The 15,744-nt window shown below is 64.2% G+C and carries 16 protein-coding genes; 9 read left to right on the top strand and 7 right to left on the bottom strand.

Annotation, left to right across the window (positions count from 1 at the left end):
• The first annotated feature begins 39 nt into the window (after positions 1 to 39).
• The 5 genes from GR167_RS07150 to GR167_RS07130 are packed head-to-tail and all read left to right on the top strand — an operon-like array spanning position 40 to position 5,060.
• Entirely contained in the window at positions 40 to 1,980 is a 1,941-nt protein-coding gene (locus tag GR167_RS07150; protein WP_160972785.1) for an ATP-binding protein, read from the top strand.
• Complete coding sequence (locus GR167_RS07145; protein WP_160972784.1) at positions 1,981 to 2,736, top strand: hypothetical protein; 756 nt, start codon at positions 1,981 to 1,983, stop codon at positions 2,734 to 2,736.
• Positions 2,733 to 4,115, top strand: coding sequence for a DUF6638 family protein (locus tag GR167_RS07140; RefSeq protein ID WP_160972783.1), 1,383 nt, complete (start codon positions 2,733 to 2,735; stop codon positions 4,113 to 4,115). Before GR167_RS07145 ends, GR167_RS07140 begins: the two co-directional genes overlap by 4 nt.
• Before the next feature lie 18 nt (positions 4,116 to 4,133).
• The gene (locus GR167_RS07135; RefSeq protein WP_160972782.1) at positions 4,134 to 4,400 is read left to right on the top strand and encodes a hypothetical protein; all 267 of its coding nucleotides are present in this window, start codon (positions 4,134 to 4,136) and stop codon (positions 4,398 to 4,400) included.
• A 12-nt stretch (positions 4,401 to 4,412) separates the two neighbouring features.
• Positions 4,413 to 5,060 carry a DUF1523 family protein gene (locus tag GR167_RS07130; protein WP_160972781.1) on the top strand — a complete coding sequence of 216 codons (648 nt, stop codon included), beginning with the start codon at positions 4,413 to 4,415 and terminating at the stop codon, positions 5,058 to 5,060.
• A gap of 10 nt (positions 5,061 to 5,070) precedes the next feature.
• On the opposite strand, the gene pdxR is transcribed toward GR167_RS07130, so the two are convergent.
• Complete coding sequence (pdxR, locus tag GR167_RS07125) at positions 5,071 to 6,540, bottom strand: MocR-like pyridoxine biosynthesis transcription factor PdxR (protein ID WP_160972780.1); 1,470 nt, start codon at positions 6,538 to 6,540, stop codon at positions 5,071 to 5,073.
• 114 nt (positions 6,541 to 6,654) lie between these two features.
• Between pdxR and GR167_RS07120 the strand changes: the two genes are divergently transcribed.
• The 3 genes from GR167_RS07120 to GR167_RS07110 all read left to right on the top strand — a co-directional run bounded on the left by GR167_RS07120 (position 6,655) and on the right by GR167_RS07110 (position 8,975).
• Positions 6,655 to 7,545: a ketopantoate reductase family protein gene (locus GR167_RS07120; protein ID WP_160972779.1), complete on the top strand. Its 891-nt coding sequence runs from the start codon at positions 6,655 to 6,657 to the stop codon at positions 7,543 to 7,545.
• A 94-nt stretch (positions 7,546 to 7,639) separates the two neighbouring features.
• The gene (locus GR167_RS07115; protein ID WP_160972778.1) at positions 7,640 to 7,951 is read left to right on the top strand and encodes an ArsR/SmtB family transcription factor; all 312 of its coding nucleotides are present in this window, start codon (positions 7,640 to 7,642) and stop codon (positions 7,949 to 7,951) included.
• Entirely contained in the window at positions 7,944 to 8,975 is a 1,032-nt protein-coding gene (locus GR167_RS07110) for a permease (RefSeq protein WP_160972777.1), read from the top strand. Before GR167_RS07115 ends, GR167_RS07110 begins: the two co-directional genes overlap by 8 nt.
• 44 nt (positions 8,976 to 9,019) lie before the next feature.
• Here GR167_RS07110 and GR167_RS07105 read toward each other — a convergent pair whose 3' ends face one another.
• Positions 9,020 to 9,580, bottom strand: coding sequence for a HupE/UreJ family protein (locus GR167_RS07105; RefSeq protein ID WP_160972776.1), 561 nt, complete (start codon positions 9,578 to 9,580; stop codon positions 9,020 to 9,022).
• A 245-nt stretch (positions 9,581 to 9,825) separates the two neighbouring features.
• Positions 9,826 to 11,223, bottom strand: coding sequence for an aminotransferase family protein (locus GR167_RS07100; protein ID WP_160972775.1), 1,398 nt, complete (start codon positions 11,221 to 11,223; stop codon positions 9,826 to 9,828).
• A 242-nt stretch (positions 11,224 to 11,465) separates the two neighbouring features.
• Between GR167_RS07100 and GR167_RS07095 the strand changes: the two genes are divergently transcribed.
• A complete protein-coding gene (locus tag GR167_RS07095) occupies positions 11,466 to 12,731 on the top strand; it encodes a glycerate kinase type-2 family protein (RefSeq protein ID WP_160972774.1) in 1,266 nt (421 codons plus the stop codon).
• Positions 12,732 to 12,738: 7 nt separating this feature from the next.
• On the opposite strand, the gene GR167_RS07090 is transcribed toward GR167_RS07095, so the two are convergent.
• The 4 genes from GR167_RS07090 to GR167_RS07075 form a co-directional block, all read right to left on the bottom strand.
• A complete protein-coding gene (locus tag GR167_RS07090) occupies positions 12,739 to 13,617 on the bottom strand; it encodes an OmpA family protein (protein ID WP_235915876.1) in 879 nt (292 codons plus the stop codon).
• 62 nt (positions 13,618 to 13,679) lie between these two features.
• On the bottom strand, positions 13,680 to 14,252 hold the full coding sequence (locus GR167_RS07085; RefSeq protein ID WP_160972772.1) for a peroxidase-related enzyme: 573 nt from the start codon (positions 14,250 to 14,252) through the stop codon (positions 13,680 to 13,682).
• Entirely contained in the window at positions 14,249 to 14,983 is a 735-nt protein-coding gene (locus tag GR167_RS07080) for a GNAT family N-acetyltransferase (RefSeq protein WP_160972771.1), read from the bottom strand. The genes GR167_RS07085 and GR167_RS07080 overlap by 4 nt, the downstream gene beginning before the upstream one ends.
• Positions 14,980 to 15,702, bottom strand: coding sequence for a competence/damage-inducible protein A (locus GR167_RS07075; protein ID WP_160972770.1), 723 nt, complete (start codon positions 15,700 to 15,702; stop codon positions 14,980 to 14,982). The genes GR167_RS07080 and GR167_RS07075 overlap by 4 nt, the downstream gene beginning before the upstream one ends.
• Positions 15,703 to 15,744: the final 42 nt, after the last annotated feature.

Raw genomic sequence — 15,744 nt, 5'->3', positions numbered from 1 at the left:
CTCCGGCGGGAGTATTTGAGCCAAGAAGAAGGTGATTTGATGAGCCTGACAAGCGACCAGATGGAACTGCGCGAGGAAGACATCCGCGCCCATTACGGTGCCGCCCTGGCGATGCTGGAAGGGATCGATCACACGCCGCGTATCGCCAAGGGCAAGGACGCGCCGGTGGCATCGGGGCGGTCGCCGGGGATCTCCGGGCATCGGCGGTTCCGGTCGACCACGCCGGGGATGGTGACCCGCTCGGTGGCGCGGCCCGAAGGGGTGCGGCTGATCGAACGGATCGAGGCGGCGGATGGCGAAGGCGCGCTGATTTCGCCGCTGCAGGCGCATGTGATGAACGCGCTGCGCCGGGCGCTGGCGATATCGCTGGCGATGGGGGCGGCCTATTCGGCGCAGACCGGCCTGGATGCGCTGAAACGGGCCAATCTGGAAGGCGCCCTGCCCGCCGACCGCAAGCAGGAATTTTCCGGGCTTCTGGCGGCAGAAGCGCTGGTGTGCCTGCATGTCTTCGCCAATGCCGCGGCCTTCCTGCTGGCGCCGCATATGAGCGAGGTGACGGTGGAGCTGGGCCAGGTCGAGGAGGTGCTGACCGACAACGCGCAGCTGGCCCTGCATGGCGCGCTCTGGGAACTGGACCAGGACTTGGCGGCGTTTGCCAAGGACGACGCGACGCTGATCGCCACTGTCACGGCCTTTGCCGAACAGCTGATGGAAAAGGCCGCCCTGCGCGCCCAGACGATGGGGCGGCTGGAAGCCTTCGGCAATACCAGTTGGAAGGTCGAGGCGGACGATTTCGCGATCCAGGGCTTCACCCCCGCGCGCAAGGCGCGCGGCACGACACTGACCATGCAGTTCAAGAAGCCGCACCAGGTGGTGGGCAATCACATCGCCAAGTATCAGGCGATGCGGCTTTCGAAGATGCTGATGGCCTATGATTTCGACCGCCGACTGAACCCCTTCGCCGAACTGGGGGGCTTCATCTTCACCTTCATGGGCGACGGCAAGCCGGGCACCGGCAAGACGACGCTGATCCAGATGATGGCGGGGCTGATCCACGATTACTGCGCGGTCGCCGATTACCCGTTCCGCTACCAGAACCTGAGCACCGAGAATATCGACAGCTACCAGGGCAAGTCGGGGCAGAACGCCAAGGCCTTCATCGACAACATCGTCGATCCGAACGTGATCGGTTTCGGCACCATCGACGATATTGACCAACTGGCGGGCAAGCGCGGCGACAGGCAGTCGTCTGCGGGTCAGTTGGAAATCACCGCCGTTCTGATGGAAAGCTTCGCCGGGGCCAACACGGTGGTGCGCGGCAACTGCACCTTCGGGATGTTTTCCAATTACCCCGAAAACGTGGACGACGCGCTGCGGCAAAGGGCGGGTGCCCGGTTCCTGGTCGACGGGCCGCAGTCACGCGAGGATTACATCGACATCCTGCACCTGCTGATGGGCAAGAACCACGACATCCCGCTGGGCGATCACGACCTTTACGCGGCGCAGGAAATTAGACAGGCCGTCGCGCGGTCCTTCGAGTCGCATTCGAAACCGCAGGAGGAAGGCCTCTTGAACGTGTTCGACCGGGTGCAGGGACGGATCGGCGAACTGGACACCATTGCCAAGATGGGCACCTATCTGAAGGCCATTCAGGAAGCCGACGAACGCTTCACCGGCCGCGCGATCAAGAACATCACCGACGCGGTGAAGGTCCGCGCGATGGATTTCGAACTGCCCGACGAATGGATGGAAAAGCCCGATCTTTTCCTGTTCCAGAGCTACGAGCGGAAAAAGGACATGATCGCGGCGCTGCGGGTGCCGATCACCACCGACATGGTGCTGCAGGAAATCAACCGCTACGCGGATTCCGAATTCCGCTATGCCGACAAGTCGGACGAGGTGGCCATCGAGGCGATGGTGCGGGAGTTCGGACGGCAGGAGGAAGCGAAGCGGCGGTATCTGGAGGGGAAGCCAACCTAAATGCCTATCGAAAAAACATATTTTGAAACAAAAATCACGGTGGGCGAACTTCGTCAAAAATTGTCCCGTTCTGAATTGGCGGCGCTGTCCGTTTCTTCCTATTGCGCTAGTGATGTGAACAACTTCAGTAAGCTCACTTGGCTCTCGAATTTTGAGCCTTCTGGGAGCACGGCTATTGACTGGATGAAATATGGGCAAGAAGTAGGCCTTCTTCGCGCGCTCACAATACGCCTCTTCGAATTCTGGAGGTTCATACAACGGTGTAAGAACCAGAATGGTGATGTTGGTGAGATAGCATGTGAAGTAACGACTGAATTTTTCTGGATCGAAGATAGCGTCGGCTATGATGTCGCTAGCAAAATTAGGGACACAGCTACCGCTCATACGAGCCTGAAGGATGCAAAGCAGGCTGCTGATACCCTGGCCGATGAACTAGAAATTACGTTTTTAGACACCGCCAATCGCCATAATTCGTTTTATTCTTTGGGTGAAGAAGCGTTTATCTTTGGGCAGTTGAGTGCTCTGATTGATGATCAGCACAGCGTTGGCGACCTCATCGAATGTTGGTTCGGTTGGGCGGAGTCCGTTGCAAACGTTTTAACTGTATTCCACGTGCGCTTAGTAGAACGATTGGTTTTAAACAGGTTCCCTGAATGCCGACCGGTTGAGTTGCAAATTCCATTCCCGGAAAATTTAGTTATTGATGGTTCAGGCCCTGTTCAGTTGCCTGTCTATGTTGAGAATATGAAGCCATGAAACGCCTCATCGACCGTGGCCTGATGTTCGGCAACCTGATCCATGTCAGCAGCCCCGCCTTGGTAGAGCGCTATAACCGCGCGCTGGCCCATCTGACCGGCAAGCGCACCGGGCTCACCGATTTTCATATCGACATTTCCGGATATTCCCCGGAAGTGGGCGATGAACTGTCCGACCCCCTCTATCTCAACCCCAACGGGGTCAACCGGCAGTTCATCCTGCTGAGCACGGCGCAGAAGACCGCGCCGCTGCTGAACGTCAAATTCTCCATGTCCCGGTCGATCCTGCGCCGGTTCATCGAGGAAAACGAGGCGCAGCTTTTCGCACTGACCGCGCGGGATGCGGTGGCGGGGGAATTGCTGAATTCCGTCTATTCGGTCAGTGATCCCAAGGCGCTGTTCGATATTCGCACGCTCAGGATCGAGGCCGATACGACGGCGGGCACGGTCAAGGACGCCGAGGAGCTGGGCCAAAAGATCGACCGCTTCATGGCCGACGACGACGCCTGGTTCGACGACGTGCTGATCGCCGAGATGATCGGGCTGGCCAAGAAAACCGGCGACGTGACCCGCAACCCGGTGCGGCTGCAGCAGATGGAATTCGCGCAGGACAATTTCTGGACCGCGCATTTCGGCGGGCTTTATATCTTCCGCGGGCTGGTTCACCCGGCGACGGCGATCGCTGTGGGGGACAAGATGAAGCTGGGCGAATTGCCGGTGGAAAGCCTGCTTGATTTCGCCGACCGCAACCAGATCGCCCGGTTCCTCGACGACAACGATCTGGTCGAACCCATCGTCAAGGCGCGCGGCATCGATGCCGGGGCGATCCTGCGGCAGAAGCTGGATTTCATCATCGTCGACGCGGCGCAGGATACCGGCATCGACCTGACCGGCGCCACCCGGCGCGATATCCGGGCGCTGGCGCGGGCCCATGCCGACGCCCTGCCGCCGGAATTCCACGGGTTGCAGGCGCTGCTCAGGTGGGCCGAGGAGGAAGGGCCGTGGCCGCGGATCACCTCGGACCACCCGGCCTATTTCTATTCCCTGCGGGCGGCGGATCATCCCGACCGCGACCTGGTGAACATGCTGCTGGCGGAGTTGGCGCCCAAGGATGTGCGGCAATTGTTCATCTGTCACAAGGAAGCCTTCTACCGCGCCTATCAGGGCTGGAGCGAGGCGAAGAAATCCTATGTGGCGGATTTCCTCGATCGGGAATATCTGGTGGACAAGGCGGGGGCGCGGGCGGCCCTGTTCGGTCACGACGCGCCGATGCGCGAACCGGACAAAGACGATATGATCGGCCGGGTCGGCCCTTGGGGCGCGGTGCGGCCCAGCCGGGGCCCGGTGAAGAACCCGGTCAAAGGCCCGTGGGGCGGATAAGGCGGATAGGAAACGAAAATGCTGGCACTGGCGCGTCTGTTCATCATCTGTTTTGTCCTCATGACGGCGGTCTTCGTGGCGGTTTCGCTGTGGTCGCGTTCGGTGCGCAAGCGTAAGCTGGCCCGCGAATGGGACGAGGAAATCCGCGAGGGCGACCGCGAGGCCTTCATCGACGAGGGGCTTGAGGACTATTCCCATTCGCTGCGCCGGCGGCTGATCCTGCTGGTCTATGTCGTGCCGATTCTGCTGATCGGCGTCATCGTCTATCTTGTGAATTTCTACTGAGGAGGACCTGAGATGGTCTATTTCAAATGGGCATTCTGGGGCACGTTCTGGCTGATCGTGGCGGCGTTTTTCCATTACACGCTGCCGCAGAACGATATCGTCCGGATCGTCAACACCGAGGTGGAGCGCCAGGAGCTGAACGACTGGACCCGGATGTTCTGGGCCACGCCCGACGACCAGTCGGTCGACCTGATCAACCGCGATGTGCAGTTCATCCACGCGGTGACGCCCGAGGGCGATATCCGGGTCTATCGCAACGAAGATACCGGCTGGGGCTGGCCGCCTTATTTCAAGTTCGACACCTCGAACCTCTATGCCGAGGCAAGCGATGCCGTTTCCACCAAGGCGGCGCCGGAATGGTATGCGGTGAAGCATTACGGTTGGCGCAACGAATTCCTGTCGATCTTCCCCAACGCGGTGTCGATCAAGCCGGTCGCCGGGCCGGATGTGCGCATCATCCCGTGGCTGAACATCGTGATCCTGACCCTGTTCTTCGCCCTGGTCTGGGCGATCTGGGCGCGCTGGCGCCGGTTCCGCCGCAACCGGATCGACCCGGTGCTGGAGGAGCTGGAAGACAGCTATGACGCCGCCTCGGATTCGCTGGCGGAAAAGCGCGGCCGGATCGGGCGCTGGCTGGACAGCTGGAAATCGAAAAAGTGAGGCAGCGGGGTTAGTCGCCGTCTTTCATGCGCAACGCCTCGGCGATCAACCTGATCCCCTGCGGAATTCGCTCCGCCGGGATCGAGGAATAGGCCAGCCGGTAATAGTTCTGCGGCACGTCCGGCCCGTTGAAGAACCTGTCGCCGGTTTCGAACAGCACGCCTTGCTGGCGCAGCCGGGCCGCCACCTCGCGCATGTCGGTGCCCTCCGGCGCGCGCATCCACAGCGACGACCCGCCAAAGGACCGGGTTCCGGCGATGTCCAGCCCGTACTGCCGGATCGCCTCTTCCATCACAGCGCGGCGTTCGGCCAAAGCCTTGCTCATCCGCCGGATCTGCGCGTCGTAATGGCCGAGGCTGAGAAAATAGGCGGCGGTGCGCTGGATATGGCCGGGCGGGTGGCGCAGCACGCTGGCACGCAGAGCGCGGGCTTCGCGGATGAAGGGTTCGGACCCGACCAGATATCCCAGCCGCAGCCCCGGAAACAGCGATTTGGAAAAGCTGCCGACATAGATCACCCGCCCGTCCGCATCGAGAGATTTCAACGCCGGGGATGCGGGCGCGAGAAAGGACATTTCGAATTCGTAATCGTCTTCGACGATCAGCGCGCCCATGTCGCGGGCGCGAGCCAGCAACCGGCGGCGGCGGTCGACCGGCATGGTGGCCGAGGTCGGGCATTGATGCGACGGCGTGGTGAAGATCACGTCGGTGCCGTCCGGGATCGCCTCGGGCGGCAGGCCGTGTTCATCCACGTCGATTGCCGCCAGTTGGCAACGCGACTGGGTCAGGATATCGCGCAGCGCCGGATAGCAGGGGTTTTCAATCGCCGCCTTGCGCTGCCGGTTCAGCAGCACCTGTGCGGTCAGCCACAGCGCGTTCTGCGCCCCCAGCGTCAGCAACACCTCGGAGGGCCGCGCATGGATGCCCCGGCGCGGCAGGCTGTGGCGCAGGATGAATTCAATGAGCTGCGGGTCGTCCTGATCGTACAGGTCCGCCGTCATCGCCTGGAAATCCTTCTGCCCAAGCGCGCGCAGGGCACACAGCCGCCAATGGGCGTGATCGAACAGCGTCGGATCGGTCTGCCCGTAAAGGAAGGAATAGCGGTAGCGGGACCAGTCCAGCGGCCGTTCCAGCGCGAAATTCGATGTATAATGCTGCCCGATGGCGCGTGACCAGTCGACCGGCACGCCGCCGCCCGGTTCGGACCGTTCCGGCATCGGTTCCGGCGCGTTGTCGGACACGAAATAGCCCGACCGCCCGCGCGATGTCAGGTAATCGTTCGCCACCAGTTCGGTATAGGCCAGCGTCACGGTGATCCGGCTGATCCCCAGCTGCTGCGCCAGTTTCCGGGTCGAGGGCAACTTTTCCCCGCGCCGGAACCGCCCCGACAGGATGCCCGCGGAAATCATCTGCTGGACCTGGGCCTGCAACGTGCCCTGGGCCTGCGGATCGAGGAAAAATGTCTCAACGGGGATCACCATTTGTGCAAGTTATCTGGTCTTATCGGACGGGTAAACTGGCCTTAGACGGTTGCGGGTGACAATCGGCGCCCGCTTCGGCAGGGTGGCGGCGAATAAGGTTTCGGAGGGATGCGGATGAAAATCGCAGTGATGGGGGCCGGTGCGGTCGGGTGTTATTACGGCGCGATGCTGGCGCGGGCCGGGCACGAGGTGGTGCTGATCGGCCGCCCGGCCTTGGTCGAGGCGGTACAGGCCAACGGGCTGATCCTGGAAATGGGCGGTGAAAGCCACGTGATCGCGGTCGAGGTGTCGGATGATCCCGCTGCCATCGCCGGGGCCGGGATGGTCCTGTTCTGCGTCAAATCCAGCGATACCGAGGACGCTGGCCGCCAGATCGCGCCGTACCTGTCGGACGACACGCTGTTGTTAAGCCTGCAAAACGGCGTCAGCAATCCCGAACGGCTGCAGGCGGTGACCGGTCACGCGGTGATCCCCACGGTGGTCTATGTCGCCTCGGCGATGGCGGGGCCGGGCGTGGTGCGCCATGAAGGGCGCGGCGACCTGGCGATCGGCGGACCGGGCAGCGATGCGGCGGCCGAGGTTCTGAATGGCGCCGGGGTGGAAACCGTGGTGTCGCCCGATATCATCGCCGCGCAATGGGTCAAGCTGATCCTCAACTGCGCCTATAACGCGCTGTCGGCGGTGGCCGACATGCCCTACGGCCCGCTGGTCGCGCAGGACGGCATTCCCGAGCTGCTGGAAGACAACGTCGCCGAATGCCGCGCGGTGGCCGAAGCGGCGGGCGTCGCCCTGCCAGACGGGCTGCTCGATAACGTGCGGGGAATCGCGAAGGCGATGCCGGGGCAATATTCCTCGACCGCGCAGGACCTGCGACGCGGGCGGATGACCGAGATCGATTTCCTGAACGGCGAAATCGTCCGCAAGGGCCGCGAACTGGGCGTGCCGACCCCGATCAACAAGACCCTGACGGCGCTGGTGAAACTGGCGGAAACGAAGCTGGGCTGAGACTGCGCTGGCGTCATTTTCGGCTCCCCGCTTGACCGGCTGCCCAATATAACTATAAAACTAGTTATATCGAATCAATTGAGGAGCCAAGCCAATGAACTGGGAAGAAGCGGCCAACGGATTTTCCGCCATGGGATCCGAGGCGCGGCTGCAAGTGCTCAACATCCTGGTGCGGGCGGGCGAACCCGGCCTAACCGTCGGTGAAATCCAGCAACGCACCGGAATCGCGCCCTCGACCCTGGCGCATCACCTGAAATTCCTCGCCGCCGGCGGGCTGGTGGAACAGCAGAAGATCGGGCGCAGCACCTTCAACCGCGCCCGGTTCGACGAATTGAAGGAACTGGCGAATTTCATCCTCTGCGAATGCTGCGCGGACATGAACGGAAAGGCGGCGAACGATGGCTGATCTGACACAAAATCCCGGCCGGAACTGGAAATGGGCCGACGTCCTGAAAACGCCCTGGGCGGTGATCGTCGCCCTGCTGCTGGCGGTGGCGGTGCTCGATCCTGGCAACCTAGGCACGGTGATCGTCTTCGCCGCCAAGGCCTTGGCCCATACCGGCCAATACATCCTCTTCGCGGTGCTGCTGCTGGCCTATCTCAAGGCGACGGGGGCCGAGGTCATGGTCGCCCGCGCCTTCGAGGGGCGCGAGGTGCGGATGATCCTGCTGGCCGCCCTGTTTGGCGGGCTGGCGCCGTTCTGTTCCTGTGAGGTGATCCCGTTCATCGCCGGGCTGCTGGCGCTTGGCGCGCCCTTGTCCGCCGTGATGGCCTTCTGGCTCAGCTCGCCGCTGATCGACCCGCCGACCCTGCTGATCACCGCAGGTGCCCTGGGCTGGGATTTCGCCATCGGCAAGGCGGTCTTCGCCGTCGCCCTGGGCCTGTTCGGCGGTTTCGTCGTCAAGGGGCTGATCGGGCGGGGCGCCTTCGCCGACCCGCTGAAGCCGCGCAAAAGCACCGGCTGCTGTTCCTGCAGCGGGCCGAAGCTCGATGGCAAACCGCATTGGCGCTTCTGGCAGGAAACCGACCGCCGGGCGCGGTTCCGCGAGGAATTCATCTCCAACGGATTGTTCCTGCTGAAATGGCTGGCGCTGGCCTATGTGCTCGAGGCTCTGCTGGTCGACTACGTGCCCGCCGACCTGATCGCCCGCGCGGTGGGCGGCGAAGGGGTGCTGCCGATCGTCATCGCCGCGCTGGTCGGCATGCCCGCCTACCTGAATTCCTATGTCGCGCCGCCGCTGCTGGCGGGGCTGATTGATCAGGGGATGACGGCGGGGGCCGCGATGGCCTTCATGATCGCCGGGGCGGTCAGCTCGATCCCGGCGATGGCGGCGGTGTGGTCGCTGGTGAAGCCGCGGGTCTTCGCCGCCTATCTGGGGCTCGGCATCGGCGGCGCGATCATCGCCGGGGTGCTGTTCCAGCTGGTATGACGATTGGATCGGGGCGCTGCAGGGCGCCCCGTTCCGTATTCCGATCAGGCGAAGGCGATCAGCAGCCCGGCCAGGGCGGTGCCGCCGCCCAGGATGCGCAGCGCCTTTTGCTGGCCTTTCAGCAGCAGGCCGACCCCGGCGCCGATACCGTGCAGCGCCGCCGTGGCAACGGCAAAGCCCAGCCCGAAGGTCGCCGCCTCGGCCGAGCCGAGCTCGCCGCCATGGGCATGGCCGTGAAACAGCGCGAACAGGCCGACAACCACCGCCGCGATCTTCGGGTCGGGCCGCACCGCCATGGTGACCAGCAGCCCAAGCGCCACCGAAGAGGCCAGGATCATCGGTTCCACCATCGGCAGCGGCAGGCCGGCGAGGGCCAGTCCGAAACCGACAATCATCACGCCGACAAAGCTGGCCGGAACCGCCCAGATCGCGCGGCCGCCGATCTGCGCCGCCCACAGGCCGACGACGACCATGGCCAGGATATGGTCCAGCCCGAACAGCGGATGCGACAGGCCGGCGGCCACCGATCCGTGGGTGTCGGGATCGAGATGCGCCAGCGCGGGCGTCGCGGCCAGGACGGCAGGAATAAAGATCAGTCGTTTCATTGGGTCCCTCATTTGGTCAACCGGCATCCCAGTATGGGTCATGCCTGGGCGGAAACAACCATGGGGCGGCATTCGCCACAAGGGAAAAGCAGGCGCAGCGCCACTTTTCGATGCATTTGAACAAAGAAAGGGCAGACCGAAAAGAACCGGCCCGCCCTTCTTCTGTTTAAAAAATATCCCGGGGTGAATGCGTTGAAAATTTGTCAATTTTCAACGCAGAGGGGCAGCGCCCCTCATCCCCGCTTTCAGCCGAACACCTTGGTCAGCGCCTTGTCCACCGCGTCGGTGATCGCGTCCACCTCCTGCGCGGTCACGATCAGCGCGGGCGAGAAGCACAGCACGTTGTTGCGTTCCGGGATCGACCGGTTCGACGCGCCGATGATCACGCCCAGGGCGCCGCATTCGACGACCACGGCCCCGACATCCGCCTCGGACACCGGTTCTTTGGTTTCGCGATCCTTGACCAGTTCGGCGCCCAGGAACAGCCCCTTGCCGCGCACGTCGCCGATGACGGCGTGCTTGTCCATCAGCGCCTGCAGGTTGGACATGAAACGCTCGCCCATCGCGGTGCAGTTTTCCAGCAGGTTCTCATCCTCGATGATGCGCATGTTTTCCAGCGCCGCCGCCGGGCCCGCGGTGCAGCCGCCGAAGGTCGAGATGTCGCGGAAATGGTCCATCTTGTCCGACGGATCGGACTTGAACAGGTCGAACACCGCCTCGGAGGTCACGCAGCAGGCGATCGCGGCATAGCCCGAGGCCACGCCCTTCGCCATTGTGACGAAGTCGGGTTTGATGCCGTAATGCTGATAGCCGAACCATTCGGTGCCGGTGCGGCCGATGCCGCAGACCACTTCGTCGATATGCAGCAGGATATCGTATTGCTTGCAGATCTCCTGCACTCGCTCCCAGTATCCTTCCGGCGGGGTGATCACGCCGCCGCCCGCCGTCACCGGTTCCAGGCACAGCGCGCCGACGGTTTCGGGGCCTTCGCGCAGGATCACGTCCTCGATCAGGTTGGCTGCGGCGATGCCGAATTCGCGGCCCGACAGGTGCCCAAGACCCAGTTCTTCCTTGCGGTATTCCATGCAATGGGGGACGCGCACGAAACCGGGCGCGAAGGGGCCGTATTGCATGTTGCGTTCATCTTGCCCGCCCGCCGACATCGCGGCCAGCGTGCCGCCGTGGTAATCGCGGTCGCGGTAGAGGATCTTGTGCTTCTCGCCGCCGTATTTCTTATGCGCGATCTGGCGCACCATCTTGAAGGCTTTCTCGTTCGCTTCCGACCCCGAGTTGCAATAATAGACCCGGGTCATGCCCGGCATCTTCTCGATCAGCCGCTCGGCGAATTCGGCGCCCGGCACGTTGCCCGCGGCCCCGGCGAAATAGTTCATCTTGACCAGCTGGTCGCGCACCGCGTCGGCGATGCTTTCACGGCCATAGCCCACGTTGACGGTCCAGACCGCACCGGACACGGCGTCGATATATTCCTTGCCCTTCTGGTCCCAGACCTTCAGCCCCTTGCCTTCGACGATGATGCGCGGTTCGCCGGTTTCAAAGGGTTTGTGCTGCACCAGGTGGTGCCAGACATGGGCGCGGTCGGCATCCACCACCGCCTGAATGTCGTTTTCGAATTTGCCGTCCATGATCGGGAACTCCATCTGTCATGAGGGGGACGCGGACGGATTCGTCCTGGCGCCTTTGGACCTATTTCACACGCGAAGCGGGGGGATTGGATAGCGCCAGTTGGCGAGGTCTTTTAGGTCCAGAAATGGGACGCCTGCGGAAAGCTGCGCCTCCGGCGGGAGTATTTGGGCCAAGAAGAAAGCGGGGCGCTTTTCATTCCGGGACCCGCTGCCTAGGCTGGCGGGCAAAGAGGGAGATTGGAATGGATGAACGGGCGGTCCTGACGCGGTTGTTCGGCGCGGCGATCCGGGCGGCGGACCCGAAAGAGGCGTTGCGCGCGCATCTGCCGGAACGGCCCAAGGGGCGCGTGGTGGTGATCGGCGCGGGCAAGGGGGCGGCGCAGCTTGCCGCGGCGTTCGAGGACTTGTGGGGCGACCCGGTCGAAGGGGTGGTGGTGACCCGCTATGGCTATTCCTGCGATACCCGGCATGTGAAGGTTCTGGAGGCCGCCCACCCGGTGCCGGATGACGCCGGGCTTGCCGCGTCGGAGGCGCTTTTCGCGGCTGTCGAGGGGTTGGGCGAGGACGATCTGGTCGTGGCGCTGGTCTGCGGCGGCGGATCGGCGCTGCTGGCCGGGCCCGCCGAGGGGCTGACCTTCGATGACGAGGTGGCGCTGAACCGGGCGCTGCTGGCCAGCGGCGCGCCGATCGGGGCGATGAATGCCATCCGCAAGCAGGTGAGCCGGGTCAAGGGCGGTCGGCTGGCGGCGGCGGCGTACCCGGCTAAGGTGGTGTCGCTGATCGTGTCGGACGTGCCCGGCGACGATCCCGCGCAGGTGGCCAGCGGGCCGACCGTGCCCGATGCCGTGGGCCGGGCCGAGGCTTGGGCCGCGATCCGCGATTACGGCATCGAATTGCCCGAGCGGGTGACCGAGTTCCTCGATACCGCGCCCGAGGACGCGCCGAGCCCCGACGATCCCCGCTTCGCCCGCAACGAGGTTCATGTCGTGGCCTCCGCCGCCAAGTCGCTGGAGGCGGCGGCGGCTTTGGCCGAGGCCGAGGGCATCCCCGCCGCGATCCTGTCGGACGCAGTGGAGGGCGAGGCGCGCGAAGTGGCCAAGGTCCATGCCGCCATCGCCCGCGAAGTGGCGGCGAAGGGGCGGCCCTTCGCGCCGCCCGTCGTGCTGCTGTCGGGGGGCGAAACCACGGTGACCCTGCGCGGCCAGGGCAGGGGCGGGCGCAACAGCGAATTCCTGCTGTCGCTGGCGCTGGAAATCGACGGGGTGGATGGCGTGACCGCGCTGGCCGCCGATACCGACGGGATCGACGGGTCCGAGGACAATGCGGGCGCCTTCGCCGATGGCGGCACCGCGCGGGCGATGCGATTGGCCGGGGTGGATCCGGCAGGGGCGCTGGCGGAGAACGACGCCTACAGCGCCTTCGCGGCGGTTGGCGGCTTGTTCGAGCCGGGGCCGACGGGAACCAATGTCAACGATTTCCGGGCGATCTTGATCCGGGGGGACGGCTGACGCCGGGTTAGTCGGTGTTGAGCAAAACCGCCTCGACCCGGCGGTTGGTTTCGCGGCCCTCGGGGGTCTGGTTCGGCGCGATGGGGGCCAGATAGCCCATGCCTTCGGCACTCATCTGTCCGCGCGGCACACCGTAGCGCGCCGCCAGCCGTTCCAGCACCGACGCCGCGCGGCGTTTCGACAAAGCGATATTGTTGTCCAGCGCGCCGACCGCATCGGTATGGCCGACCAGCGCGATGCGCCGCGAGGGATCATCCAGCAGGAATTCCGCCAGCGCGTCGAGCGAGGCATAAGGCCCCTCGCCCAGCGAGGCGGAGCCGGTTTCGAACGTCAGATCGCCCAGCACCACATGACCCTGCGCGACCAGCACGCCGACGGGGTCGGAGGGCAGGGGGCGGGGCGTTTCGGCGATCCCCGGCAGCACCGCACCAGTGGAGGGTTTCACCGGCAGCGCCTGCGCGTCCTTGGTCACCCGGATCAGCTGGATGAACCCGGCATTGGCGCTGCGGCTGACCAGCAGGCCAAGATGATCGTCGGGCCCGTTCTGCGCCGACAGGAAGCGGAAATCGCTGAGGTCGACATGCATCGCGGGGGCCGGCAGCACTTCGGTCTCGAACCGGAAATCGAAGCCGCCGCAATCCAGCGTGTCGCATTCGAACACGATGTCGTAACCGGCGTCCTGCAGCTGTTCGCGCAGCGGCGCCAGCAGCTGCAGCGAGGTCAGCCCCTGCGCCGCCACCCGCCAGCTTTGCCGGGTGACATGGCCCTCGAAGCTTTCCTTCGGCATTTGCCCATCGGCATAGGGGCCGGTCGGCAGATCGTAGCTGTCCATCGCCACGCGTTCATCGCTCAGTGCGGTGGCGGCGGCGGGAAGGGTCAGTTCCAATGCCCCGGCCGGGGCGCAAAGGCCCAGGCCAAAAGCCAGGCTTATGAGGGCAATGCCGCGCATCAACGGTGGCTGGCGTGGTATTCGTCGTTGGGGCGCATGTCGATGGCGGCGGCGACGCGGTTGGACATGTTGTAGAACCCCACCGTGTTGGCGATGTCGAAGATATCGCGATCGCTGAAACCCACATCGCGCAGCGCCTGGCGGTCTTCTTCCTCGATCGTGGCCGGGGCGTTGGTCAGCAGCACGGCGAAATCCAGCATCGCCTTCTGCCGCGGCGGCAGGTCGGCCACCCGGTAATTCATCACCAGCATTTCGCCCAGCATCGGGTCGCCCGACAGTTCGCGCACTGCAGCGCCATGGGCGGTCAGGCAGTAGAAGCACTTGTTTTCCGAACTCACCACCACCGCGATCATTTCGCGTTCCAGCTTGGAAAGGCCGCTCTCGGCCAGCATCACGTTGTTATAGAGCCCCGAAAAGGCGTTCAGCTTGTCGACGTCGAAGGCATGCGCCATCAGCACGTTGGGCACCAGCCCCAGCTTTTCCTCGCAGATGTCGAAATATTTCTGTGTCTTTTCGGGCAGCGGATCGACGGGCTGCAGGTTCAGGGCGGTGATCGCGGTTTTCTTACTCATGACAGGTCCTCCTCATGTCTGCGGTAATGGTATTGCCCGGCGAGGGACATTCCCAGGGACCGGTATAGCGCGTTGGCTGCCGCGTTTTCTTGTGTGCAGACGACGGAAAGATACTTGGCGCCGTTATCGCGCGCCCAGAAGGCGGCAAGCCGCATGAACCAGCGCGCCATGCCCTGTTTGCGCTGATGCGGCAGCACTTCGAGCGCGTGCAGCATGGCGATGCCGTCATGGATGCCGACGAAGGCGGTGCCGGCGGGGCTGTCGTTCAGACGACCCAAGAGCGAGGTCTTGGGGTCTGCGGCGCGGTTCATCACCGCGATGCGGCCCGGCCCGATGCCGCCCGCGGCCCAGATATCGATCTGGATCGCCAGCGGTTCCCAGACCGTGAAGGCGGTGACGGGGGGCGGGAATTCGGTGGCGATGTCGCCCACCGGGGCGATCCAGAAATTCACCGGGTCGACCTCCACGTAGCCGCGTTCGACCAGCATCGCGTCCAGTTGATGCTGCTCTTCGCGGATCTGGAACAGGCGCGGCTGGCCGAGATCCTGCATCGCCTTTTCGGCCTGGGCGATCTCGTCGCCCGTGACCGGGCGCCTCGCGCTGGCGGCGGATACCCGTTGGCCACCGCCCTGGCCTTCGCGGATCAGCCACGGCCCCATTTCGCGGGTCGAGGCGGCGGGCCAGGTGGCGTCGATCACGTCATAGAGTTGTTCGATTGTGGGCGTCGTCATGCGGTCACCATTTTGGCAAGCGCGGTCATCGCCGCGTCGACCCGCGCGCCGTCCTGGCCGCGCACCACGATATTGGTGCCGTAGATGCCGTTCTGATTGAACGGGTAGGACCCGAAGGACAGGTCGGGGAATTCCCCGGCGAGCTTGCCCAGCGGTTCGGCGATTTCGCCTTCGCCGCGTTCGACCCGCAGGCTTTGCGAAAGCAGCGGATCGCCCCCGGTCAGGGTCGGCAACACGCTGGCCACCATCGCCTCGAAGATCGTGGGCACGCCCGCCATCACATGGACGTTTTCGATGGTGAAACCGGGCGCCACGGAAATCGGGTTGTCGATCAGCGCAGCGCCTTCGGGGATGCGGGCCATGCGCAGGCGAGCGTCGTTCAGTTCCGTCCCGCTGCGTTGATAATAATCCGCCAGCAGCGCGCGGGCGTCGTCGCGTACGTCGATCGGTGTGTCGAAGGCCGCCGCGATTGAATCGGCGGTGATGTCGTCATGGGTCGGCCCGATCCCGCCCGAGGTGAAGACATGATCATGCGCCTGCGACAGCGCCTGCACCGCCGCGACGATGGCATCGGCGTCGTCGGCGACGAAACGCGCCTCGGCCAGGGTGATGCCGTGCTTGGTCAGCTCGGTCGCGAGGTGGTGCATGTTGCTGTCGCGGGTGCGCCCCGACAGGATTTCATCGCCGATCACCAGCATGGCGGCGGTTGGGTTGGTCATGTCGCCCTTCCTTGCGAAAACTCAGCTCCCGGTATAGGCGCG

Origin of the sequence: Thalassovita mangrovi (assembly GCF_009857745.1) — a bacterium.
In the GTDB taxonomy this organism is placed as follows: domain Bacteria; phylum Pseudomonadota; class Alphaproteobacteria; order Rhodobacterales; family Rhodobacteraceae; genus Thalassobius; species Thalassobius mangrovi.
Note: the sequence above shows the minus strand (reverse complement) of the source record. Positions and strands in the feature narration are given on the sequence as shown.